Source organism: Viridibacillus sp. KH_047 (genome assembly GCF_057838945.1).
This window is the reverse complement of record NZ_CM174479.1, coordinates 2,146,934-2,172,463: the sequence shown is the minus strand read 5'-3', so window position 1 is coordinate 2,172,463 and position 25,530 is coordinate 2,146,934. Positions and strand designations below refer to the sequence as shown.

Sequence of the window (25,530 nt, the reverse complement as noted above, 5' to 3'; positions counted from 1 at the left end):
TCAAGAAAAAATGCATTCAAAATGGGGGTGTTAGTTTGAAAAATAAAGTAGGGCTATTAGGTATTTTATTCATATTTAGTGCGTTATTATTTGGATGTGCAGAGGATGATAAAACTGAATGGACAGAATCACCAACATTTGCACATGATGAAAAAACGTTATATGGAGTTGAGGGAAAGATAGGCATATCAAGAGAAAATGGAGAGGTAAATGATCCGGACTTCCCTGCAAACCAAGGTAGACTTTACAATATATATTTTTTAGAAGATTCTAGTGACATAATCGGTAAAGAGGCTAAAATGTCCGCTACCCATAAAGAGACAGGAGAAACTGTAGAGATTAACGAATTTATTGTTTGGAGTACAGTTCCAGCAAAATTCGGCTTTGATCTAGAAGGATTATGGGAAATTAACGTTACGATTGATGAAAAGCCTTATACTATTTTCATTATTAATGTAGAAAAACTTAAATAATTTGAGTTGTTGGTATAACAAGAGACTCGTTTAATATTGAATAACGAGTCTTTTTTAGTGTTTATTTTGTTCACTAAACTTCATTGCTCTTAAAAAAAGCAGCTTTTATGCAAATTGAATAAACCAAGATAATCAATGACCAAATCATATTGCCTAAAAAAGGTTGTATGTTTTGAGCGGTCATTAAGGTCATACTTAACAATCCAAAAAGAATAGAGTAAACAATCATTGACCAAAATCCCCATTTTTTCAAATTCGCATACCCATAGACCATTACAAAGGTTGCCAATGCAAGTATCACCCGCACTAATCGCTCAGGCGCATTTGGGATTCCGAACCTATCAGCATTTCCTATACCGTTCGGTTCATGATTATAAAAAATAGAGGTGAGAAGTAAAACAACCGCTCCAAAAATATAGAAAAAACTAATCAATGTAACTCCAATTGGTCTTTCCACGCTTAACTCCTCCTTTTTGAAAGATACTAATTAATATAATGAACCACTTTCAAAAATGCTTATTGTTATCATTTAATTTCTACCAACCTTTACCTGGCCGTACAATATAGGCTTCAGATTTTTCTTTTTACTGTAACTCTTCAATAATATGTACTTAACTATATATTCTTCGCATTCTTCTATATTGACTATGTTTTTGTACTTTTTAATAGTTAAGGAAGATCAATCGCAAACTAACTCTACCATATTCTATGCATTTAACTACTTGAACAAATCAGATTATAAATAAAAGCCATCAACCAGTAAATTCGTTGATGGCTCTTTTTAAGTTTTATTCTTCCTTATTCATAAATATTAATAATCGTAACTTTTTCACGAGTCATTGCCTCTATACTCCGTCTTACACCTTGTGTTCCCATTCCGGAACCTTTGATTCCTATGAATGGGAAGTGGTCAGGTCCACGTTCTGTTCTTCCATTTATCTGTACAGAACCTGCGTCAATTTGAGGTGCTATAGTAAATGCTTTATTTATATCTTTTGTAAATATACTTGCTTGTAAACCAAATTTTGATGCATTGGCTAGTGTAATGGCTTCTTTATCTGATTTCACTCGAATAATAGGAAGTACGGGGCCAAACGGTTCTTCCCAAGCAATTCTCATATCTGTTGTAACATCGTCTAGTAAGGTCGGGTAAATGAGATTCCCTTCACGTTTGTTTCCCACAACTAATGTGGCTTCTTTTGCTAATGCATCATCAATTAAACCTTGTACAAAATCTGCAGATTTATCATCGATTAACGGTACAATAATATTATTTTCTTCAGGAGAACCTACAGTTAAGGCTTCTATTTCTTCTTTTAATAATGATACTAATTCATCAGCAACAGTTTCGTTTACTAGGACACGTTTAATTGCTGTACAACGTTGCCCTGAATATGAAAATGCTCCTGAAATAATTTGTTTCGAAGTAAAAGCTAGATCAGCATCTTCACGTACGATAGCTGGGTCTTTTCCTCCAAGCTCCATTACAAGTGGAATCATGTTTGAAATTTTTGCAATATGTTGTCCTGTTACTGTTCCTCCGGTGAATGAGATCATATCAATATCAGGATGCTCAACAAGGTAGTCACCTATAACAGATCCACGTCCAGTTACAAGGTTAAGAACGCCTTTTGGTAAGCCTGCTTTGTGAAGAGCTTCAATCATTTTGACACCACTAATTGCACCTTGAGTTGCTGGCTTGAAAATAACTACATTTCCAACAATTAGAGAGGGTGCAATTTTTGCAGCTGATAAGTTCACGGGATAGTTAAATGGTGAAATGGCAAGAATGACTCCAAGTGGGACACGATTAGACATCGCAATTTTAGAGCGATTGCCACCCGGAAAATTTTCACCCAACATACTTTCCCCATGCATATGTGTAGCTTCTTCTATTGTGTATTGAATAAAATCTGCAGTACGTTCCACTTCTTTTACCGCATCATTAAATGTTTTCCCTACTTCTTCCATGATAGATTGAGCAATTTCGTTTTTCATTGCAAGTAATTCATCTACCCATCTATATAGATATTCACCACGAGCGCGTACAGAAAGTTGTGCCCATTCTTTTTGGGCTATCTTTGCGCCGTTTATTGCTTCATCTACTTCGACCTGAGAAATAGCTTGAACGCGTCCAATTTCCTCACGTAAATATGGCGACAAAATACTTATACTTTCACTTGATCGACTGTCACGCCATTCTCCATCTATATAAAATTGATAATTTTTAGCCATGATGTCTCCTCCAATAATCCGATGTTTTACTATTATTTACTTGTTTTCATTTGTCATACTTATAATTTCGTCATTTAATCCTTCAATATGCTTTTTTATTGAATAAGTAAAAAAACACCGTACCTTGATATTAGTTAATATCAAGGTACAGTGTTTTCTTCTTAAAATTCATTCATATTTCACTTCAAACCATTCATGCAATATAATAATTTTTGAATTCATAAATTGCATCTATAAATCCAATAAAACCACCAATTGTAAACAAGACAGCTGGAATTACAGATGCACTTGCAGTTATTAAACTATATACCCCAAAAACACATAAAATCAGGCAACTAATTAAACTAATCATTACTCTGACTCTTTTATTGATGAATATCCCCTCCAAATAATCTATACCTTATATGCTTATAATTCTCGAATTATTCATAAATTCCTTTTGATTATTCTAAAATCATTTACATATGCAAGTCCCTATCGAATAAGTGAAGTCATTTTAGAGAAGGACAGCCAGTAGGGATGATCTAAGAAAACTGATGTCTTTGCCTCTAATCCTGTTTACAAAGCTAATGACTGTGAATATAAAGGACGATGACAATTATTATATGCTGGCCTACTACATGTTGATGCGGTTTATTGCCCATACACATTTCTACATTTCGAAGTTAGCCTAGCTTATGTTATCAATACCCATATAGTAATAAATAATAAAAGGTGATACATAGGAGATAAATAAATTATGTACCACCCTTATATTTCTTATACACTAAACACGCTCGTGATTTTGAGAGGAGGTTCTACAATTTACTAGAAGGCGATTGACAACCATAAGAGTATGCGAGACAATAAAAACCACACTTTTCAAGGATTGGCTTACTCATTGGACTGGCATCAACAGTAAGGAAAGGATGCCCTTTTTCATATGCCTTTTTTGCGCGAGCAGCTAGCAGAGTTGTATAGTATCCTTTTCCTCTATACATAGGTAGCGTCGAACCTCCCCATAAGCTTGCAAACGAGGAGTTGGCCTCTATGTACATCCATGCGGCACTTACAAGCTTATCATCTTCATATATCCCATACAGATATAAGGATCCAGGGTTATTCTGTTTATCTCTCCAAAGCCGTTTCCCTAGCTCAGCATGCGGTTCATTCATGATGGCATCTTCTAGATCAACGATATCTTGAATACCTTTTTCATCCGTTATTTCCTTTAAATCAAAATGTTGATTGTTTTTTAGCAAGTGATGCTGATCATCTAGCTTCATCACCATAAGAGCTTCTGCTGCATCTACTCTAAAACCTTCTTGTTCAAGAATATCTTTCAAACTATCAGGCTTATCATAGCTATATACCTTCCACTCAAAATCTTGTCCTAGGTTATTAAAATAGTCTAACTCCTGCTTTATGATTGTTCTTGCATTATCTTCATTTACATCAGATGCGACTATGAACCCTGATTCACCAAACTGTGAAATGTGGCGCACTACATGCTCTGTTTCCTCTCTTAAATAACTTTGTGTTTGAGCTTCTTGTCTAAGTTCTTTGTGGAATAGTGATATTAGTTCATTTTTATCCATGATCGCGCTCCTTTTCTAACTATGTAAGATACTCTTCAGTTAAATGAATATCCAAGTATCTAGCCATACCTGTTTTTAACTTTCTAAAACCACATTTTTTGTAGAATCCCTCATTTCCTGAAGTTGAAATCATATGAATACAGGAAATACTTTTTAATTGAACTAATAGCTCATCTACAATCATTTTCGCAATACCCTGGCCTTGAAAATCTGGGTGAACAATTACATCATAAATAGCTGCATTAAATACACCATCTGAAATCGCTCTTGCAAATCCCACAAGTTCCCCGTTAATAAATGCAAAGACGGTATGATTACTCGATGAATATATTTGTTCAATAACTTTTTCGCTATGCTTTTTCCATCCAACAGATTGATAGATTTCTTTCATTCTAGCAATATTATTCAATTGAAAATCATCGCTAATTGTAACCATCATAGATTGCCCCCTTGTAGACTTGTATGTAACGCATTATGAATATTAAATATTGCATTATAATGATTATAACAAATTTATCCATCTGAATCTAATATTGAGTAATCTTTACAAAGAACTCATTCACTTACGGCTCAGCTCAGTATGATATTAATCTCCTTTAAATTGGGTTAATCCAATTTAAAACAAATCACATAAAACAGAAGCCTAATCAATTCGACTAGGCTTCTGTTTTTCACTGTATTTCTTCAATTGTTTTTACAATCTTCTCTGTATTAGCTGCAAATATATTATTGATAAATAATACTTCTTTTACTCCTTGTTCATTAACTAATTTCGTCAAACTATTATTGTAATATCTAGAATCTACTACATATATTTCGTCATAATGAGGTATTAAGAATGGGACAAAAGCATTTCCATAAGACTCTTTTACAACGACTAGCTTCTTCCCATTATTACTATCATTATTTTGAATTTTAATCATTGGAAAATCTCCATGTAAAAATAGAGAGTAAGCATTTACACCATCTACATAATCAGCATATAACGTTGAAGAAACGGGTGTATCTTCTTTCCCTTTTTCATATCGTAATACATCGTAATCAACTGGAATTTTGTAATAATCAACAACATCTGCATTTTCTTTTAACTTAGTATCCTGAGTTTGTGTATATAGAGTACCTAAGAAATCTTTCTTAGAATATTTTTTGTATTCATTTAATGAGTTAGCTTGAAAGCCTGCTTCTTTTGCAAATTGTTCATAGGCATAATAAGCACCTAATGATGTCCAGTGATGGTCCGTATTAAAATAAATATACTCATTGTTATGCTTTTCTAATGCATTATAAGCATCTACAGTCTTAACTTTACTATCAAGACTATCATAAATTTTATCAATTACAGGTTTTTGCGACTTGGACATATTTTGATATTTTTTCGGCAGTGCAAACTCTACACTCGATGGAACAACCATATTATACACTTCAACTTGATCTCCCAAAGCTTGTTTCGCACTTGATATGGCATTTGCATATCGCTTAGCGTTATCTTCATTTCCATAGAAAATTTCTACTGCTCTATCTCCAAGTGTAATAATGGAACCTGATTTTTCAGCAATTGTATTCTCTGAAACTTCTTCCTGTTTTCCTCCATTTTTAGAACTTACACTTTCTTCTTCCTTTACAGAACTCACACTTTCTTTTTCTATACCTGTAGAAGCACACCCTGCAATTAGTAAGGTCGCCATTGCTGAAACTATCAAATTTCTTTTCATTGTAGTTAACTCTCCTTATATTTACTTCTGTATATTGTATATTTGTATCTCATCTTCTCCTGATCGTATTCCTTTTGCATTACTATAGATGGAATTCAACTCCATAAGCTGCTCACGAAACGGAAAGGCATCATTCACATATAAATCTATTTGTTTGGAATAACTTTTATTTAGAAAGTTTTCCGCTGAAAAAGTAGGAAAGGTTGTTAATTGCCTTTTTTCATTTTCAGAAATGTGGTCTTTTGGTAATAGAATGAATAATGTAAAGCCCACTATTACAATTCCAACCATACAACCGATATGAATTATCTCGGATATATTACCTTTTTTCATTCATTACTCTCCTTAAAATCTAAAATATAGAAATGGATTATAACTTTCGCTAACCAGAACAGATGTACATAGGATTAGAATCATAATATTTCCAATAATTAAGCAACCTTTATACATAGCACCTTTACAAACTTTCTCCCTAATGACTTTAATAAGTGGTGTACATAATAAAATAGCAGTCACTATCCAGAAAATATTATTAGTTATAATAATATTTAACTCAGTACTAGCGAAGCTTTGATTAGCAAAACCAAAGAGAACTTTTAAATAAGCAAAAGCTTCATTCATATTCGTAAAGTAGAAGAAGGTCCAGCCTATAATCACAACCACTAGCAAATAGCAGTGTGAAACAATTCTTGGCAGTTTCTCTAAAATTTTTCCTAGTATTTTTTTCTCTAAGTAAATTAAAATCCCAAAATACAGTCCCCAAACAATAAAATTCCAGCTAGCACCATGCCAAATTCCAGTTAGAAACCATACAATCATCAGATTTAAAAATTCATTCTTTCGGTTTCCGCCAAGTGGGATGTACACATAGTCTCGAAAGAAGCTACCTAAAGATATATGCCATCGTCTCCAAAATTCTGAAGCAGATCGTGAAACATATGGAAAGTTGAAATTCTCTTTATATTCGAAGCCAAATATTTTCCCTAATCCTATAGCCATATCCGAGTATCCAGAAAAATCAAAGTAAATTTGCAGCGTAAACATCAGAATACCAAACCATGCTTCTGTTACGGTTAAGCTTTCTGAAGAACGCTCCATAAACATCGTGGCAAAATTACCGGCTGTATTAGCTAACAATACTTTTTTTCCTAATCCAATTACGAATCGATTCACACCATCACTTATTTGGCTAATATTTGTAGTTCGATTCTCTATCTGTATAGCAATATCCGAATATCTAACGATCGGTCCTGCCACTAGCTGTGGAAATAATGACACATACAAAAGGAAAGTTGAGAACTTTCTTTGTGCCTGTACCTTTCCTCGATACACATCTACTGTATAAGAGATTGTTTGGAAGGTATAAAAAGATATACCAATTGGGAATGTAATATTGGGAATTTGGAATGACGTATTAAAAATAAGATTGACATTTTCATAGATAAAAGCACTATACTTAAATGCAATTAACAAAGAAAGATTTAATATTATCGAAGAAATAACACCGTATTTGGCCCACTTCGTTCCATGAAATCTTTTAATATACAATCCATGACAATAATCAATACTACTACTAAAAAGTAATAGGACAATCCAAACTGGTTCACCCCAAGCATAAAAACATAATGAGGTTATTAACAAAATGATGTTTCTAAACTTTCTATTTTTCACTGAGTAGTACAGTATTATGCTGATTGGTAGAAACAAATAAATGAACAAAAGACTTGAAAAAACCATCGTATCCTCCTTTCGTTTACATAGTAATAATCCTTTGTGACGCCAATGTTACAAGCTAGACGTGCTCATAAAAAAAAGAACCCTAATGATTGATAGGGTTCTTTTGAAAGCAAATATAGAATTGTATGTGGCTTGTTATGATGTGTTCTCCTGGTAAATTTAATCAATGGTACTATAAAAAATTAGATATGTTTAAATCTAAATGACAAACAAACTATTAATTCGAATTACATAGAAATTTATTAAAATACTTAAGCAAATGAAGATTTTAAATACCCAACCCCAAATTAACATAAAGTGGAATGGAAACAATAACTACGAACACAGTTAAAAAGACATAAATACTAAATTCAGGTCTTAAATCATTGTTGTTTTTATTCAATGTGAAAAGTATGTTCATATTTGAGATCACTGTTAAGTAATGTATATCTTAAGTTGAAGCACATATTTAATGTAGTCCATACTTTAGTATTTGGTTTCTAATAACTTCATTTCCAAATGTAAACCATAATAATAGGAGTAAAACTACAATTCCCATTATAAAACTAAACCAAGCAAAGTATCTGTTCTATTTATGTATTAGTGGATATAGAACAATTAACAATACGCCAAAAGCTAGCGTGATCACTACTGAAAGTTGGCCCGTTAAAGCTTCAATCACCAATGATATCCCTCCCTAAGCAAAATAGCTTTTATTCCTCTTCTTTTCTTTTTTTGATTAACTGAATCATCTCATCATTTTGTTCGATAATCCGATCCTTTTGTTTTCTCATTTTAGTAAAGTCATATGAAAAAAAGAGAAGTAAAACAAGTATAAAAAGTCCCTTTTCAACTCTCCTCTATTTGCTAGTGGATGTTAATTTTAAAGCCTTTTCCATATAATTCACTGTATTTCTGACAAGTGCACGGTAAATTTCAATGGATTCACTGTATGGGAACTGCCTTGCAATTAAATTCCCTATTATGAAGTTAGAGTTAGATGTTTTTTTCGATAGGTCAGAATTCCTTTTACATTTTGATTAAAATAAATAATACCCTCCAAAAATATTTTTGGAGAGCATTGTAATTAAATTGTCTTGTTCATAGAAATATAACTTATATCTCGCTGGATGCAACTTCTATCGCAAAAGAATTCATGGAACAAACTACTATTGAATCCCTGAGGAAGAAGAAAGTTTCCATGTGGCACCCCAATATTCATCGTATTGAATATACCATTTTCCGTTTATTTGCACTTCTAACCATGATAACGGCGGTGTAGATAATATCCTAGTTTTATAACCATTCATATCAAATACAATTTGTTGTGCAAGTGCATAAGAATCCGAATCACCTTTACGTTTGTAAAAGAAGTGGTATGCCGAGTATACGTCGTATGCATCATCCCAACTTAACATTGGTTGGTCATTTAAAAAATCTCTAGCTTTACTCTCAACCTCAGCTAGTTTCTCAATCTGAGAGTAAGGTACTTTATTCTTTTTTAAATCTTTTCCCCAACGTTCAGCTAAATCCAAGCCACGATAATAATAATCATGACGATCCCATTCTGGTGGTACTTTTACCCCTTTTTTAAAGTAATCCTCATATGCTTCTTCACCATAATCATAACCAAATACAAATGTAGATTTGTAGTTTTTGAAGTAATTATTAACATAAGCCATTGTTTTATCATACTGGTATTGGTTGTCAGCACCATACGTATGACCTTGATACTTAGTCTTGATACGAGATGGGGTTATTGGTGAAGCCTGAGTGATTTCAATAGTCTTTGCATTTGTTGATATAGAAATTTTTGTGCCTGTAGCTTTGGCCATTAAATCTTGTGGAATCATGAATACATCATTAATTACTTGAGCATTTGTCGATAGCGTTATTTTTTTGCCATTTACAGTAGCCACTTTAGATCCTTGTTTGATTGTAGAAGTGATACGCCCCCTTTTAATAGTTAACACTTTGGTTTTGCTATTAAAAGTGGTCGTTCCGCCTAAGAGTCTAATAATGCGATTTGCAGGTAATAAATAATTAGGGGATATTCTAATAGAGCTTTTATAATAGGATACATCTTTACCATTGATACTCAACTTATACTTAACTAACTTACTCGCAGAAACCATCGTGATGTTGCTATGATTATCGGCAGCTTTGGTTTGTTTCGAATTAAATTCAACTGGATTTGTCAAACCAGCCACTAATAACACTCCGCTAAGTAATACCGAGCTTAATACCTTACTTGAACCATTCATATTGTTTACCCTCCTATTGCATTCCATATAATTCATTATAGTCCACCTTATGAAGAGTATCCATATTTTTCAATACTATCCATTCACTTTTAGATCCTCTACTCATACTAAAAGGTACTCCCCTATTATTTCGGAGAGTACCTTTTCTTACGCGCTATAATCTTCAACTTCTCTAACAATTTTAAATTCATCTCGGATGTAATTGAATAAGTCACGTTTTGCTCCAAGAGTTTTCTGTATATCTGTAGATGTTGATGAAGTTGATAAGTATCCTACAGAACTTAAAAAGTCATCCATTGAAGAACGAGCTGTAAAAATATCATAAATGGTTTTTACGTAATTAACGCTATGTAAGTTACCTAAGCGTATGTCTGTAAAGAGCTGATACATTGCAGCATCATCATCCTTGTTGTAACAGAGTAATTCAATAATACTACATATGTGCGATAGCTCTTCTCCGTCTTCATCTTCAAATATTATCAATTCACGTATCAGAATGTTATTTTGAAGTAGTTCTTTGTTGTAATAAAATTTGATATCGTCATAAGATAACACATTAAATATACCTAGATTTTCAAGTTGCCGAATCTCCACATTTTGTTCCTCCACCTAATTATTATTTAGACTCTATCAGCATTATTACCAATCTCAAAAGATAAAATACATTAGGCTGTATGCTTTAGAACCTTATTATAAGAGGTTTCCTTTAGGTGATTTATTTTTTTATGATGCAAGTAAAAATTCAAACTCGCTGAACACATTTTGAATATTTTTATATACATTGTGCTTTTAACTAGATTTCTATGTTACTTAACTTTGTAAGGCAAAGCCATACTTGGATCAAACTTCACGTTAGTAGCTTTGAACTTTGTATCTATCTGGTGAATATCTGCTGCAGCTCTTTCAGCTTCTGTCATTAAAAGATAGTCTGTTCTTGTTTTTGAACCATCATTAAATGTTGAATCTGTGTGATACCACTTACCACCAACTTTTACAATATTCCATGTGTGTACATCCCCACTTGCTAATCTAGACTCTAGACCGAACCTTTTATGTAATTCAGATACAAAGTCTGTATAGCCAGTACAAGTACTTACACCAGGTCGAGCTGTTACATATGGGTTATCATCTTCTGGCCACTCGCCATACTCAAGAGTATTTATAACGAAGTCGTTAATAGCAAATACAACATCATAATCTGTTGCCAACTTGTAGTTTGCTTTAATGTATTTCTCAGCTCTATCCATGCCTTTTTTCCAAGCTAGCTCTTCATCTTTTTCACGATCGTTAGTAATGTTTAAGGTAGTCTTATAAACACCAGTTGACTCTTTTTCAGTATATATATTTATTTGACGTCCATAAAAACTATAGCCGGCTGCGATCTCACTGAAGTCAGATGTGACACCATAATAGTTAATGAACTTATCAAATAAATCTGTAGCTGTATAAACTGTTACGGGCTTAGGCTCATAAGCAGGATCATTATATAAAGTCTTTGCAATCTTCTTTAAGTCATCAAGAGTCTTGAAGTCCTTACCAACAGTAGTAGAAGTATTTTTCTTAAGCTTCATAATACTATAGATAGAACTTGATAATTGATTAAGCGTTACTTTATTGTTAGGCTGGTAATTTCCTTTACTATTCTTAACTACAACACCATTACTAGCTAGAATGCTTATATCTTTAAAAGCCGAGTGGCTAGACTTAACATCTTTAAAGCTAGAAGCCTTTTTACCCTTTTTTAACTTAAAGGTGCTAACTAGAGTTTTAGCCATTTGAGCTTTAGTCATAGCACTTGTTGGGTTGAATTTTTTAGCATTGTTTGCGTCGAAAATCCCTACTTCATAAGCCCAAATTATTTCTTTTGAATATTTGTTTTTACTAATGTCTTTAAAATTTTTTTTGTAAGTACGAACTTTCTTAAGCTTTTTCTTCTGCAAATTGTATAAAACTTTACTTGCTTCACCGCGAGTTACAACGGTATTACCTTTTAGTTGCTTTCCAGTTTTGTAATCATAAGCATTAAGATTGTTCAGGTGTTTAACTGCCTTAGAGTACGAGGGACTACTTCCTAAATCTGTAAAAGGTTTAGCTGCTGAAGCTGTTGTAGAACTTGCCATAACTCCTGACGCTAAAAATATACTTGCTAGTAAAACTTTTTTCATTGAATTTTTCATATAGTTTTTTTATCCCTCTTTCACTTAATAATCAATACTGTTAAATATTAGCAACAATAAGCTCTATTAACAAGCTTTTTAGTTCTATTGACCTGTTATTACTTAAAACAAAAAGAAGAGCAGAGCCAAATTTAACGGCTCCTGCTCTTTTTTCATTATCTTTTAACAGTTATAAATTTACTAGCACTCACATACTTTTCCGGAATATGCCAAGTCCATACATACAGTTTTGTACCTGCTTTTTGTTTTCCAACACTTGCTTTAAACTTACCATTACTATCAGTTTTAACTTTGGCTAATCTACTATTTGAATTGTAAATAGAAACCCATGTATTTTTCATTGATTTTCCTGTGATGTAATTATTTTTTGACGTAAATGTATTAACTTTTAGTGGTGCTTTTTTAAGATCATTTACAGTAATATACTTTACCGTTTTATTCCCTGCAAAGTCTGTTGCTGTCACTTTGTATCGACCATTTCTATTAATAACAATTGATGAATCCACACCTGTAACCGCTTCTTCTGATGTATATGAAGTGTTATAAGAATTTTGACGAGTAATTGTCTTTATACCGGAACCGTAATCAGTAATTCCAAAATTTAATCGGTATTTACCTGTGCCAAACTCTAAAGTAGGCTTTAGTACTTTAATTTTCGGCTTTGTCATATCTATGTTACGAACTTCAAACAGAATATTAGATCCATAAGCTAAAATTTCTCCATCCAGGTCTGTATCCACAGTTACATAGGAATACCAACCATTCTTAGTTACATCAAGCGTGACTTTATTAGATTCAATAAGCCTTTTCGTCGCAGGATGATAGATATAATGGTTACCATCTTTATATTTAGATGTATCAATCGTAACTTTAATAGGTTTATTCGTTAGTTTTTTTGTACTGAACTTAATAGTTATAGCTGGATCAAGATCATCAAAGTCGGGCTCGTAGCTATTAGCAAAGCTAACATGAGAACCTACGGTAATTGTAACCATGAATACAATCATAGCTAAGACAAATTTCATTGAATTTTTCATATAATTCTTTATCCCTCTTTCATTTTATAATCAACACTGTTAAATAGTAGCAATATTAAACTACTTTAACAAGCTATTTTTAGTTCTATTGTCCTGCCGTTACATAAAACAAAAAGAAGAGCAGAGCCAAATTTACGGCTTCTGCTCTTTTTTATTAAGAAATAGATTCATGACAATAAGGTAATTCTATCTCTCTTATGATTGGTACTTGATCCCTTGCTGTCTTTAAAATGGTTTTAACATAAACAGTTTGAACAGTTTGGAAGATGTCGGTAGAGAACTCAAACTTCTAGGTAAGTCCCTCATCAAAGTATTGTCCGCCTATTTTGATACGTTTCACTTCAGCTTCTGTATTTGTTCCCCAACCTATTGATTGGGGTTCTTCTATTAAGCAATAAAAGATTATTTCATCCTTTTCAAGATAGATGCGAACATGTCTACTTGAAAACAAAGAAGATTCAAATTTATAAACTTCCTTATCGTTAAAGCTGACTGTGAATCGACTACCAAAAGAAGTGACAACTAATTTATTTAATTCTGGAAGAACGTCAACTAGTAATTCACCGTATACTTTTTCAGAGCCTTTCATTATCGCCCCAATATGAAGCATGTTTTTATCGTCAATAGATATAAATAAGAAATTACTATCACTTAAATATTTGGGTATTAACTATCTTTTCTATAGGGGCATTAATCGAGGTAGCGATTCTACTGTTTTCATACTGCTCGTCTGAAACTACAATATATCCAGCTTCTTGGAATAGGATGGCAGCATCTATAGTTTCGTGCTTAATAATTGTTGCTGGTTGTGTAAACATAATTGCACCACCTTAATCTATTTTCTGTTGACAATCTAACCCCTTTCCATAACAATGTCCAAAAGAAAAGGAGAGGATTTTTTCCTCTCCATAGTCTTAATACCAGAGTATATATTTAAAATACGAAGGAGGATTAACTCTCTCTTACTTCGCTATTTTACTTGTAGAATTTAATTGGTCCAAGACCGAAAATACCAGATTTTTTTGCAGTAAAAATCACGGAAGTAGTGTGACCATTATTTGTTATAGTTGCTTCAAGAGTGTTACCTACTTGAACATCTTTTGTGATTTCACCCTTGTCTGGTTTTATAGTTTGACCATTAAATTTCCATTCTACAGTCGAACCCATTTTCCCTGTTACAGATACTAATCCCGATATTGTTTTATAAGAATTTGTTTTATAAGAATAACCAGGTGTTGATAATTCAGAAGCATCTAGAGCTACTTTAACTTTATCTAATCTAGCTTGTAAATTATTTTTTAATACACCATCCGGTATAGCTGCTATTCTAAGTTGTGCAGTCTCTATTGCACCTTGTTTTTTATTGTTAGGTGCTTTTTCTGCATTTTCCACTTCTCTTGTTGCTTTTTCCAAAGTAATGGAAAAACCCTTTTCCGCTATTACCAAATTATCATAATTTGTTACCAGTTTTTGTTGATCTAATGTTAAAGATTTATAAGCTGTTAGAGCTTCACCTATTTTATCTTCAGTTAGGTTATTGTTTAAATCATCTATTAAATCTATTACCTTTTGCGCTTCTTCTTTATCAATTGCTTCTTGTTTTTCATCCTTTAAAGCCTTTTCAGCTGCTTCAAGTTTAGCAAGATTCGTAACTAAATCTTTTTGTACGTCTGTTAAAGTATCATAAGCTATTCGAGCTTGGTTAATTTCTTCCTCTGTAGAGTCCTCGTTTAAAGTTTCAATTTGATTAGATACATTCTCTGCTGCTTCTGCATCTTCTAATGCTTGTTCGGCTGCTTCAAGTTTAGAAATATCTTCTATTAATGCTTTTTGCGTATCTGTTAAACCATCATAAGCTGTTCGAGCAGTGCCTACATCTGCCTTGTATGTTTCTGAATCTTTATCTAAAGCCGCTATTAAGTCTGATACTTCTTGCGCTTTTGCAACATCTTCTTCTGTTTTCTCCGCTTCTGCAATGGCTCTTTCAGCAGCTACAAGACTTCCAATATTCGATACTAAACCTTGTTGTGTTTTGGATAAATCATTATAAGCTGCTCGAGCCGCTTTTACGTCAGCTCTGTAAGTTTCCAACGATTCATCCAAAGCTGTAATTAAATCAGACACTTCTTTTGCTTTTGCTGCATCTATTCCTGCTTGTTTTTCATCTTCTAATACCTTTTCATAACGATAAATTTCAGATTTTTGCGCTTCTAATTTCGAAAAAATCGATCCAAAGTTTCCTTCTACTGCGCCCTTATTGAGAGCTTCTTTTACTGCTTTGTCTGCCTTATCATATTGTGATTTTGCATCATCTAATTTTTTTAGACTATCAATAGAATCAGTGTTTGAGTAACTAAGTGCTCCTAAAGCATTGATAGCTTGGTTAATTGCTATTGAAAGCGGAGATTGATATCCACCACCTGAACCATTACCACTTGAAGGTTTTTCTACACCACCGTCAACTGTAATTGTCTTTCCGTCTGGAGTTGTAATTGTTCCTGATGCAAGAGATGATCCTTTATACCACTTACCATCGTATTGAATTACTCCATCATTAAGAATTGCACCTTTGTATAAATTGCCATTGAACAGTCTAAGGCCCGTATTTAAAACGCCATTGATGTATAGATAACCAGTATTGATTTGTAGCCCCGTAAATAGATTACCGTTTTCGTAGTAATTCCCATTATAAACACCTGTCCCGCTCACACCATTCTTGTAATAAACGCCGCCTTTTAAGCCCGTAAAAACTTTACCTTTAGAATAATATTTACCTTTGTAAGTCCCAGTTGCTTTAGCGCCAGCCTTAAAGTAAATACCAGCTTTTAAGCCCGTAAATAATTTACCTTTTGAGTAGTATTTACCTTTGTAAGTCCCAGTAGCCTTTTTACCATTTTTGTAAAATACCCCTGATTTTAAACCATTTAACAACTTACCATCTTTATAAACTTTACCTTTGTAGGTTTTAGTACCTTTGATGATTTTTCCAGTGTTTTTTGAGATTAATTTTCCTTTACTTACTTTGTAAATTGAAGAACTTGCTGCTTCTGCAGTATCGGTCTGCACTGCCATAGTACTTGTTAATACTGCTACTCCTAGTATTGCTGATGATAATGGTTTTACAAATTTCAAATTATGTTTACCCACTTTATCACGCTCCATTTAGTGTTTTTAAGTCCCTCAAAACCAATTTAACCCAGTTTTGGTTATCGCATTTATATTATCCATTAAATATGTACTATATTCAAGTTTATTTTACATTACTTTATAAAATATTTAGAACTTTTGATTTAATTAAAACTACAACGTAAAAGTAATATGAAAATTTCACATATCAAAAGACCTATAAATGTGACATAGATAGATAGATTAATACAAAAAAAGAGATGGAAAATGGTTTTGAACCCACTATCATCTCTTTTAAACTATAGTAAATTTGCTGAAAATATTTTCGCTTTCTTCCAATCGGTTGATTCAAAAGTAGAATCCTTCAATATGTTTTGGCTCTTCGGAGATAGCAATGCACCGATACCATCTTCAGCATTTACATACTTAATGTGATCGGCAGTTGGTAGGTCCTTCTCTGCTAACACCTTCTTGAAAGGTTCTGAGTACAAGTAAATCTCTATTTCATTCAAGTACTAAGAACCATCAATCAATAAGCCTAATATTGATTAATAACTCCACTAATTTTTCGGAAAAAATTCTTTTATATCATCTGATAAAATACAAGCATCCCATGGGTACCAAAAATATGTATTGCCATCAAATTGCATGTTAAAGTTATAAGCAATGGGACCATCCGTGTAAAAAACCATTGCGTAAGATATCGGATCTCTGCTATTAGTATTTGGGACAAAATCTTTATCTTCCTTACTCGTATTTAAGATTCCAAGAAAATCCTCTATGTCCACGTTATCTACTATTTCAGCTATCCGTTTATTATTTACTTGTGTATAAATTTCTATTTTCTTAACTTCATCTAAAGGCATATGTTTAAAATGCCATTTATACTCTGTACTTTCGGTTGAATAAAAGAGTTGATAACCATTTATAGAATTCTCGTTCTTTACAGCTAATAAATCGTTATCACCTTTAATGGAAAATATTTCTGTTCCTTTTTCATAGAAAGCTGCATCACCATCTTTTGTTTTGTATGAAGGATTTGTGACGTTGTCTGCCACTTTGAAATTAACCGTACCGACTTTTTCGCCTAAATATAGATTATCTGCCAATACACCTGAATCAATGCTATTAAAATCCTTACCGTTCCATTTGATAAAATTCACCCACTCGATGATTGCATGACCGCCACCCATTAATGCTGATTGACAGCCTGCTAATACAATAATTATTAAACTGAGCATCATCCATTTCTTCATTAACTCACTCCTTTCAGTTTTTGAGGGAACTTTTTTTCAAAAATGAATGAAAGATAAGAGCCCATCTACATTTTAATAGTAGAAAGGCTCTTTAAAGTGGATTGAAAACCGATTAACTCCATTCATAAAGTTTCATCAACTTCTTATACATCACTAAATACTAATAGCTATTAGAACGACGAACATAACTGTCATAAATATTATAGCTACCAATGATGCTATTTTTGTGTAGCGAATTACTCCGCTAGTTAGTTCGGGTTCTTCTTTGTACATCCATCTTTTTCCCCATAAAATACTTTCCTCAGGTTCAAAATAACTCCAAATTAATAAACCGTATATAGGAATCATTAGAATAAATGTAATTATAATATCAGCCACTAATAAACCTCCCAGCTTTTTCCTGCTTCTTTTTGAATATAAATCTACTTTATCCTATTCAATTCCACCAACACCTAAATGGGTTATCATTTAAATTATTTCAGATCCCATTTATTGCTTCCTGAAGTTTTTCCATGACATCTGATAAAGCTAATATTGAATTAGTTGTCTCAAATACTCCGATGTCCAAGGAATGATCTGCATTTTGGACAATCTCTATCTTTAAACTCGCATTACTTAATTCTTCAATTTGATCTAAATTGAAACGAGGATCTTTGTCTCCGATAATTAATAAGCCTTGATGTTGGCTTCTTTCAATGGAATCAAAAATCAAATCGAAATTTAACAATGGAGTAAGTAAAATCATTTTTGACTTTAAAAATTCTTCTCTTTTCATAATGTCAATAGCAATTGGAATTGTTCCAAGAGACTTTCCTAAAAAAATCGTTTCCTTGTATTGACCATTTTTTAGAACGTCTAACATTACTGGGTTTATATCAGCCATCATTACTTTAGATAAATCCTCAAGAGTTTTTTTCAATATATGTTCACTATAGGAGTAATGGATATGTACAATATCTATTTTATTTTGAAGCATCATCATAGTTGCATAATAAAATAAGGGCTTATCGTAATTGTATCCTGAACCTGAAAACATAAAGCAAATTGTTTTGGACCCCGTTTCAATATGTGAATAACTTATTGTGTTGTCGTTCGTTTGTATATTCTTTTTATTTACTTTCATCATGATCCCCTCCGAATGTATTTGGTATATGATCAATCATATTTGAATTAGAGCCAAAATATCCTTTGGTTCTAGGAAGGTCTAAGTTGTTAAGCAATCGACTGTATGAAAGCCACTATCTGGAGTCGCTAAAGGATGTTCAAAACATTCGTAGTGGATCATCTATTTTTAGAAATGTTTGAGTTTAATATAATCCTTTTAGATACAGATATGTCAGTTTACGCTCCATTATATACTTAAATTGGAAATAAAGCATGTTAAATTAACAAAAATAAAAAGTTCAAATCAAATGCGATTTGAACCTACAATTAATACTTTAATTAGGTTTGTACTCTTAAACCGAACCCTTTACAAAGAAGAGGCGATTCGGTTGTATTTATAAATAGTGCAGCATGAACAGTACATGTTATTTTCCAATCAATTTTTGTTCTTCAATGTCACTTCAATAGGTAAATTAAGTTCTGCTTTATTTTTAGAGAAAAAGACGTTGACTCCATTTTCTAATTGTATATAATCTTGAACTTTAACTTTATTATTTATTTCGATAGTATCATCCGTTAGTGATACTCCCCAAATAATACTTTCACCATCCTCTAGCTCGTGATATATCCATTCTACTGGATCTCCTTCGTGGTCCTTCCTCTTCCACACTTCGTAGTTCATTTTACCGTTGTAACTAAGTATTCCATCTTCAAAGTAAAAGATTTCAACCGATTTACGGTTTGGATCCGAATAGAAAAAGGTTTTCCCATTTTTGATTGTAAGAGATTCAATTAGCTCATCGCTTTCTATATATGTACCAAGTGCATCTGAAATCTTTTGAGCATAGTAATTATTATCAAAATTAATAGTAGGTTTGATTGAAAAAGTAAATAATATTAAGATAATCATTATAAAAAAAAGTAGAATAATTGTCTTCTTAATCATGAGTATTAATCACCTCTCTACATCTTCTCAGATTGCATAACTTAAAGTATTTAATAAAATGAATGCTATTTTATATTTATCGATAATAGGCGTAACTTATGCATTGTCATTAATAAATTTTCTCTATTAAAACTTATGAATTCAAAAAAAGATGAGCGACTTCTGGCACTCATCTATCTAGCTCCATATAAAATGTTATTAATCCTGTATATTTAATAATGTATAATTTCTTCACAAATTGGTCTATCACACGTTTTTATAATAAGTATCAACTTCTCTATTCAACTGTCCAATTGATAAGTAATCCTGCGTGTGCTAAACCTCCACCGAATCCGTATAATAAGATCTTATCTCCGTTCTTAACTTTTCCTTCACGAACCCCTTGATCTAATGACAGTGGTATTGTTGCTGCTGAAGTATTACCAAAATCAACTAAGCTATATAATGTTTGCTCAATAGGAAAATCGCTCTTCTCACATATCGATTCAATCATTCTTAAATTTGCACTGTGAGGGACGAACCAATCTACATCCTTTAATTCCATTGAAGCATTCTGCAATACCGTTCTCATTCCTTTAGGTACTGTTGTGACAGCCCACTTATAAACAGCTCGCCCATTTTGAACAAATTTTCCATTGTCTACTATTTCTTCACCGTTCATCATGTTTGATAGATTCGAACAATATAAGCTCTTGCCACCTTCACCTTCAGAACCTATATGTGAAGAAATGAAACTTGGTTGTTGTTCATCATATTCTAAGAGCACTGCTCCAGCTCCGTCTCCAAATAGAATACAAGTAGCTCTATCAGTATAATCTGTAATTCTAGATAAAGTCTCTGACCCAACCACCAAGACTTTTTTATTTAATCCTGATGTAATCATCCCATTAGCTACGTATAATCCATACGTAAAACCAGAACATGCTGTATTTAAATCAAAAGCACCTGTATTCTTTATGCCTAACTTCGCCTGCAGTGTAGAAGCGACACTTGGCGTTTTGAAATCAGGAGTCATCGTACAAACGATGATCAAATCCACATCATCGACAGATTTATCGTATCGCTCCATTAGATTTCGAACAGCCTGATAAGCTAAATCACTTGTAAACTCATCTTCTCGCGCCATTCTTCGCTCTTTTATTCCTGTACGTTGCACTATCCAATCATCATTTGTCTCAACAAGTTTTTCTAAATCTGTATTAGTTAATGTTCGTTCAGGTACATACGAACCGATAGCTGTTATTCTCGCTTTTGATAGAAACATAAAAAAACCTCCAAGTTGTTTATCTTAATCATATTAACACTTATTTATAGCACCTGGTACTAAATATTATCAAATAAATATACATTTTATGTTTTAATTTAATAGTTATCCCGTTTTTATTGTTTAATACTACTAAAAGCAGAAGGTTCATTAGTTACGCCCAGTTTCATCGGAATTACAAAAAAAGAATTCGTTCTGTATAAACGAATCCTGTTGATTACGCTATTTGAGGGATGTAGGAATTACTTCTGAACAATCATTAACTCACAAATACATCAGTTTCAATGATCATCTATCGGTAACGTATTTTTAATCACATCACTATACCTCGTACTTATTTCTTTTAAATCTTCTTTTCCTATTTCTAGTACATATCTAATTTTAATCTTGTCGTATTCTGCTTTAGTTTTTGTTTTCTTTAATTTCGTTTTACCGCTATCCCCTTTTTGAAAGGTGAAAACTGTAGCATTCTCTCTATACATCATGTCTGCTGTTTCAACGATTACTTGATTGCTCTCCATTGCCTTACCTTTATAAAAATCAACATTTTCAACATCAAATGATTCATCTGAAATGATCTCTTCTTTTGCTGCTTCATCATTCACACAACCAGTTAATACAAATATAAATAAAAACAAAACTAAATTAGATATTTTCTTGACCATTAATGTCTCCTTTCCTGCAATATGATTATTTAGCAGTCATATTCACAAATTTGAGGTAAGTATTTCTAAATGAAATGTATGCGGTAAAAAACCCTTCAAATTGAAAAACGATTATTGCTGTTATATATATATTGCCCAAATTATACATCTGATAAAAAGGGAATATATAGAAAATTAATATCGAAAAGTTTGTTCCTTTGTTTCAGCCTTAGCTGCTATAAAACTTTGACTTTTAAGATTATCTCCTGAATAATCCCTTTTTAGGCACCCTTCGCATCTAAGCACAAAAAAGAAACACAGTAGGAGTTATCTCCGTTCTGTGTTTCTTCCATTTCAAAATTTACATATCTTAAGTTGAAATTGTTATAAGTTCTCATCAATATAGTTGCAACATTCTTGTTTGGTATGAAAGCACTCATGTACCTCATCATTTTGAATTTCGTAAAATTTGTTTGTACGCTCCACCATGTAACTTTGGATCATAACCTGTTCTCCGACCTGTAACTGTTCTATTTTTTTTAATAATGGATCTTCAGAAAAGCTATTTACGGTAAAAATACTAATTTGTTCGCCCATTTATACACCCCTAAAAATGAAGAATTTACATTACTCAGTTTTTCTTTTGATAGTCATCAATCCAATATACATTTTTTAAAATTGCTTATATAAAACTCTCTATTCATTATATATCCTTTCATGTAAGAAATTCAAAATATTGGGATTATTAAATGAGGTTAGATTTCTAATTGAATAACTACGACCATGTTAAATCTATGGTCCTTTTATTAATTTATAAAATAATTCTTTATCTCCCGTGTCTAAAGCAAAATCAATGAGCCACTCAAAATTTTTCTTTTCAATTTCAGCAATGAGCTTCTCCGTTTCTGGTGTTATTTGAGGTTCATTTAACTTTTGTAATTTCATAACGAAACGACTTGTATATGTTTTAATAACCGCGATAAGATTACTTTTTTCAGCAAGGTCTCGGAGGGTAAGTACTGTATTATTAGTGAACCTATAAATGGAGTTGTCATTTACAATGCGACTTGTATTTATATCAAATTCTATGCATTGTCCATTGGTTGACTCTAAAAAGTACAATTCACCATCGATTTCAATCACAATATCACCTGCTAAAAAGTCCATAATTAGTGTTTTTCTAGAATTTATACGTATTTTACTTGGTTCATAACACAATACTTCCATAAGATCCTCTGCCTCCCCAATCAGATTTTATATATTAATTCACGATGAAGTCCCATCTAATGATTTGAATTTTCAGACTTTATATAATGTATTCCAAAAGAGTGACAACATCTAGTTGATTTTCTTATACGACTTCGGTAAATTTAACAATTTCTAAACGACTCGCAAACATGATCATATGTATTTTGTTTTAGACAATTACACGTTTTTCTAATACCAATAGAACTTCATTGGCTTTTTCAACAGTACCTTTAACGCCATGCAACAATTTTATTTTTAAATCTCAATCATATTTAACGTTCTAATGTCTAATTGCCTTAGAAGCATGATGAACTAGATATTCTATAGCATGCGCATAGTTATCTGTATTTAGTAGTTCACTGAAGCTTCATACCATTGACAAGTGAATTTAGGGAAAAATAAAAGGCCCGAACTTAGTACAACAAGTTCCGACCTTATTAATCGTGAAATATTCTTTTGAACAACATCATTTAATTCGTTTCCATCAACTGTTTCCAATTGTTAAAACAGCATTTTCAATCTATTCTTTCCTTCGAATATTGTAGTAAATTTAAGATGCTATTTATACAGGACTCTTTATAGAATTGATGGAGCTCTTCCTCATTGGATGTTAACCATTGAATTAATGATCCATCAATAAGAGCTCTCATCATTTTTGCATTTGTAAACGTGTCAATCTCCTGGCTAAATACACCTTCTTTTTTGCCTAACTCAATTATTTCTTTCCCAATTCCCCAGCAATTCTCATAAAAGTTCATGTTTATTCTTTTATACTCTGCATTACCATTTGCTTGAGCCAAAAAATCTAAATAAACACTGTAAAACTTTCTATTTTTTTGCGGTGAAATAAAAACTGCGTTTAAGTATGCTCTAAGTTTTGCTAAGGCTGTTTGGTGTTGATCAATCGCTTCTAATTCATATCTATAAATTTGGTTTGTAATTGATTCTAGTAATTCCAATAGGATGTTTTGTTTGCTGTTAAAATAATAGTGAACAACCCCTTTAGATACGCCAGCATTATCCGCAATATGCTGTAGAGTGACGTTGTCATAACCTAATTCCGAAACTACATTATAGGCTGCTTTCATTATTTGTGTTTTTCGTTCTTCTTCTTTCTTTTTCATACGTACCTCCGTAAGACTTAATATACCAATTATACATTAATTTAAACACCTTAAAATTATTTTGACCGGTCAGAATAATTTTGTTATTCTATAGTCGAAGTATAATAAAGGGGTGGTTCTAATGATAGATAGATTTAAAGCATTGGTAGTAAATAAAGAGGATGATTTTACGGTAAAAGTTAATGAGCTAACTCTAAATGATCTACCCGATGGTGATGTGTTAATTAAAGTATCATATTCATCGATCAACTATAAAGATAGTTTGGCGACTATTCCAAACGGCAACATCGTTAATACATATCCATTTGTCCCTGGAATTGATTTAGCTGGTATTGTAGTTTCGTCTAATGATCCTCGCTTTCAAGAAGGTGACGAGGTTCTTGCGACTAGCTATGACATTGGTGTCTCCCATTTCGGTGGTTATAGTGAGTATGCGCGCATTCCAGCTAATTGGATTGTTCCACTTCCAAAAGGTCTTACGTTAAAAGAAGCAATGATTATTGGAACAGCTGGTTTTACTGCGGCATTGTCCGTGTTGAGATTAGAAGAAAATAGTGTATCTCCAGAAAAGGGTAAGGTACTTGTAACAGGTGCAACTGGAGGTGTTGGTAGCTTTGCTGTTTCTATTCTATCAACTCTCGGTTATCAAGTTGAGGCAAGTACAGGTAAAGAATCTGAACAAGAGTTTTTGAGAAGCCTTGGGGCCACCTCAATTGTTTCTCGTGACGAGGTATTTGATGGGAAAATCAGAGCATTAGGCAAACAAAAATGGGCTGCTGCCGTCGATCCAGTTGGTGGTGAACCTCTGGCATCTTTATTAAGCCAAATTCAATACGGCGGTTCAGTTGCGGTAAGTGGATTAACAGCAGGGACAAAACTTCCGACAACCGTCTTTCCATTTATTTTAAGAGGAATAAATTTACTTGGAATTGATTCTGTATATTGTCCTATGGAAACACGTTTGAAAGTATGGGATCGTTTAGCAACAGATTTCAAACCAGAAAACCTAGAAAAATTCATACAACAAGAAGTGACACTACAACAACTTCCGGAAGTTCTCCCTACCCTTCTTAAGGGGCAAGCAAAAGGTAGAACACTTGTGAAATTATAATAAAAATGTGGTAGGGACTGACCTCTGTACTTAAGACAGAAGTCAGTCCCTATACTACCCAATGAATTTTTTGTAATGTATTTAATTGAACTCGAAGGCTTTGTTTGTTGAAAAGAGTTTAAATAACTTATAGTATTACACCTGAGAATTCCCCTTTTAATACTTCTTTTTCGTTTTGATTTTTACATAAAAAGGATGCGATAATAGCTGTTCTATTATTTGCTTGCGCTTCGTATTTTTCAATTTTCACTTCACAAATAATTGTATCCCCCGTAAACACAGGTCTTGAAAATTCGAAATTCATATTGCGAGCCATGACGTTATGATCTCCACCTACTTTTGTAGGCAGAGTTGCCGTTAATAACCCTTGAATAACAAGTCTTCCCTGTTCATCTGGTGTTCTATGATGAATCCCTTCATCACCTGAAATTTCTGTAAATAATTCAACATCCCTTACTGTAAAAGTCCGTTCAAACGTAATGATATCTCCTACTTTTAATGGCATACAAATCTCCC

At 32.8% G+C, this 25,530-nt stretch carries 27 protein-coding genes; 2 read left to right on the top strand and 25 right to left on the bottom strand.

The annotated features are described in order from the left end of the window. Positions 1 to 35 precede the first annotated feature (35 nt). Entirely contained in the window at positions 36 to 473 is a 438-nt protein-coding gene (locus AC3IS5_RS10865) for a hypothetical protein (RefSeq protein WP_489424425.1), read from the top strand. A gap of 73 nt (positions 474 to 546) precedes the next feature. On the opposite strand, the gene AC3IS5_RS10860 is transcribed toward AC3IS5_RS10865, so the two are convergent. The 24 genes from AC3IS5_RS10860 to AC3IS5_RS10745 form a co-directional block, all read right to left on the bottom strand. After that, the gene (locus AC3IS5_RS10860) at positions 547 to 930 is read right to left on the bottom strand and encodes a hypothetical protein (RefSeq protein WP_489424424.1); all 384 of its coding nucleotides are present in this window, start codon (positions 928 to 930) and stop codon (positions 547 to 549) included. 341 nt (positions 931 to 1,271) lie between these two features. Further along, positions 1,272 to 2,708: an NADP-dependent glyceraldehyde-3-phosphate dehydrogenase gene (locus AC3IS5_RS10855; protein WP_489424423.1), complete on the bottom strand. Its 1,437-nt coding sequence runs from the start codon at positions 2,706 to 2,708 to the stop codon at positions 1,272 to 1,274. 797 nt (positions 2,709 to 3,505) lie between these two features. Next, positions 3,506 to 4,285, bottom strand: coding sequence for a GNAT family N-acetyltransferase (locus AC3IS5_RS10850; protein ID WP_489424422.1), 780 nt, complete (start codon positions 4,283 to 4,285; stop codon positions 3,506 to 3,508). Positions 4,286 to 4,304: 19 nt separating this feature from the next. After that, positions 4,305 to 4,724 (bottom strand): GNAT family N-acetyltransferase, encoded by a 420-nt coding sequence (locus tag AC3IS5_RS10845; protein WP_489424421.1) that lies wholly within the window; start codon positions 4,722 to 4,724, stop codon positions 4,305 to 4,307. A 232-nt stretch (positions 4,725 to 4,956) separates the two neighbouring features. After that, the gene (locus AC3IS5_RS10840; RefSeq protein WP_489424420.1) at positions 4,957 to 5,997 is read right to left on the bottom strand and encodes a DHHW family protein; all 1,041 of its coding nucleotides are present in this window, start codon (positions 5,995 to 5,997) and stop codon (positions 4,957 to 4,959) included. A 21-nt stretch (positions 5,998 to 6,018) separates the two neighbouring features. Further along, complete coding sequence (locus AC3IS5_RS10835; RefSeq protein WP_489424419.1) at positions 6,019 to 6,330, bottom strand: DHHW family protein; 312 nt, start codon at positions 6,328 to 6,330, stop codon at positions 6,019 to 6,021. Between the two features lie 12 nt (positions 6,331 to 6,342). Then, complete coding sequence (locus AC3IS5_RS10830; RefSeq protein WP_489424418.1) at positions 6,343 to 7,734, bottom strand: MBOAT family O-acyltransferase; 1,392 nt, start codon at positions 7,732 to 7,734, stop codon at positions 6,343 to 6,345. Between the two features lie 1,148 nt (positions 7,735 to 8,882). Continuing rightward, a complete protein-coding gene (locus tag AC3IS5_RS10825) occupies positions 8,883 to 9,977 on the bottom strand; it encodes a copper amine oxidase N-terminal domain-containing protein (protein WP_489424417.1) in 1,095 nt (364 codons plus the stop codon). A gap of 147 nt (positions 9,978 to 10,124) precedes the next feature. Then, a complete protein-coding gene (locus tag AC3IS5_RS10820) occupies positions 10,125 to 10,571 on the bottom strand; it encodes a hypothetical protein (RefSeq protein ID WP_489424416.1) in 447 nt (148 codons plus the stop codon). A gap of 212 nt (positions 10,572 to 10,783) precedes the next feature. Further along, complete coding sequence (locus AC3IS5_RS10815) at positions 10,784 to 12,154, bottom strand: S-layer homology domain-containing protein (protein ID WP_489424415.1); 1,371 nt, start codon at positions 12,152 to 12,154, stop codon at positions 10,784 to 10,786. A gap of 155 nt (positions 12,155 to 12,309) precedes the next feature. Continuing rightward, positions 12,310 to 13,191 (bottom strand): hypothetical protein, encoded by an 882-nt coding sequence (locus AC3IS5_RS10810; protein ID WP_489424414.1) that lies wholly within the window; start codon positions 13,189 to 13,191, stop codon positions 12,310 to 12,312. 289 nt (positions 13,192 to 13,480) lie between these two features. After that, on the bottom strand, positions 13,481 to 13,780 hold the full coding sequence (locus AC3IS5_RS10805; RefSeq protein WP_489424413.1) for a hypothetical protein: 300 nt from the start codon (positions 13,778 to 13,780) through the stop codon (positions 13,481 to 13,483). A 58-nt stretch (positions 13,781 to 13,838) separates the two neighbouring features. Beyond that, positions 13,839 to 14,009 carry a hypothetical protein gene (locus AC3IS5_RS10800; protein WP_489424412.1) on the bottom strand — a complete coding sequence of 57 codons (171 nt, stop codon included), beginning with the start codon at positions 14,007 to 14,009 and terminating at the stop codon, positions 13,839 to 13,841. Positions 14,010 to 14,166: 157 nt separating this feature from the next. Further along, positions 14,167 to 16,338, bottom strand: a complete 2,172-nt coding sequence (locus AC3IS5_RS10795) for a hypothetical protein (protein WP_489424411.1) — start codon at positions 16,336 to 16,338, stop codon at positions 14,167 to 14,169. 278 nt (positions 16,339 to 16,616) lie between these two features. Beyond that, on the bottom strand, positions 16,617 to 16,829 hold the full coding sequence (locus tag AC3IS5_RS10790; protein WP_489424410.1) for a hypothetical protein: 213 nt from the start codon (positions 16,827 to 16,829) through the stop codon (positions 16,617 to 16,619). Between the two features lie 48 nt (positions 16,830 to 16,877). Further along, positions 16,878 to 17,573 carry a hypothetical protein gene (locus AC3IS5_RS10785; RefSeq protein WP_489424409.1) on the bottom strand — a complete coding sequence of 232 codons (696 nt, stop codon included), beginning with the start codon at positions 17,571 to 17,573 and terminating at the stop codon, positions 16,878 to 16,880. Positions 17,574 to 17,726: 153 nt separating this feature from the next. After that, positions 17,727 to 17,951 carry a hypothetical protein gene (locus AC3IS5_RS10780; protein ID WP_489424408.1) on the bottom strand — a complete coding sequence of 75 codons (225 nt, stop codon included), beginning with the start codon at positions 17,949 to 17,951 and terminating at the stop codon, positions 17,727 to 17,729. A gap of 100 nt (positions 17,952 to 18,051) precedes the next feature. Then, positions 18,052 to 18,696: an alpha/beta hydrolase gene (locus tag AC3IS5_RS10775; protein WP_489427861.1), complete on the bottom strand. Its 645-nt coding sequence runs from the start codon at positions 18,694 to 18,696 to the stop codon at positions 18,052 to 18,054. 417 nt (positions 18,697 to 19,113) lie between these two features. Further along, on the bottom strand, positions 19,114 to 19,623 hold the full coding sequence (locus tag AC3IS5_RS10770; RefSeq protein ID WP_489424407.1) for a hypothetical protein: 510 nt from the start codon (positions 19,621 to 19,623) through the stop codon (positions 19,114 to 19,116). 277 nt (positions 19,624 to 19,900) lie between these two features. Further along, positions 19,901 to 20,887 (bottom strand): ketoacyl-ACP synthase III, encoded by a 987-nt coding sequence (locus AC3IS5_RS10765; RefSeq protein ID WP_489424406.1) that lies wholly within the window; start codon positions 20,885 to 20,887, stop codon positions 19,901 to 19,903. Positions 20,888 to 21,168: 281 nt separating this feature from the next. Beyond that, positions 21,169 to 21,552 carry a hypothetical protein gene (locus AC3IS5_RS10760; RefSeq protein ID WP_489424405.1) on the bottom strand — a complete coding sequence of 128 codons (384 nt, stop codon included), beginning with the start codon at positions 21,550 to 21,552 and terminating at the stop codon, positions 21,169 to 21,171. Between the two features lie 363 nt (positions 21,553 to 21,915). Continuing rightward, the gene (locus AC3IS5_RS10755; protein WP_489424404.1) at positions 21,916 to 22,128 is read right to left on the bottom strand and encodes a hypothetical protein; all 213 of its coding nucleotides are present in this window, start codon (positions 22,126 to 22,128) and stop codon (positions 21,916 to 21,918) included. A 195-nt stretch (positions 22,129 to 22,323) separates the two neighbouring features. Further along, positions 22,324 to 22,758, bottom strand: coding sequence for an IDEAL domain-containing protein (locus tag AC3IS5_RS10750; RefSeq protein ID WP_489424403.1), 435 nt, complete (start codon positions 22,756 to 22,758; stop codon positions 22,324 to 22,326). 536 nt (positions 22,759 to 23,294) lie between these two features. Further along, positions 23,295 to 23,903: a TetR/AcrR family transcriptional regulator gene (locus AC3IS5_RS10745; protein ID WP_489424402.1), complete on the bottom strand. Its 609-nt coding sequence runs from the start codon at positions 23,901 to 23,903 to the stop codon at positions 23,295 to 23,297. Positions 23,904 to 24,024: 121 nt separating this feature from the next. Here AC3IS5_RS10745 and AC3IS5_RS10740 point away from each other — a divergent pair, with 121 nt between their 5' ends. Further along, positions 24,025 to 25,014, top strand: coding sequence for an NADPH:quinone oxidoreductase family protein (locus AC3IS5_RS10740; RefSeq protein ID WP_489424401.1), 990 nt, complete (start codon positions 24,025 to 24,027; stop codon positions 25,012 to 25,014). 127 nt (positions 25,015 to 25,141) lie between these two features. Here the strand turns inward: AC3IS5_RS10740 and AC3IS5_RS10735 are convergent, their stop codons facing one another. Continuing rightward, a complete protein-coding gene (locus AC3IS5_RS10735; protein ID WP_489424400.1) occupies positions 25,142 to 25,519 on the bottom strand; it encodes a hotdog family protein in 378 nt (125 codons plus the stop codon). Positions 25,520 to 25,530: the final 11 nt, after the last annotated feature.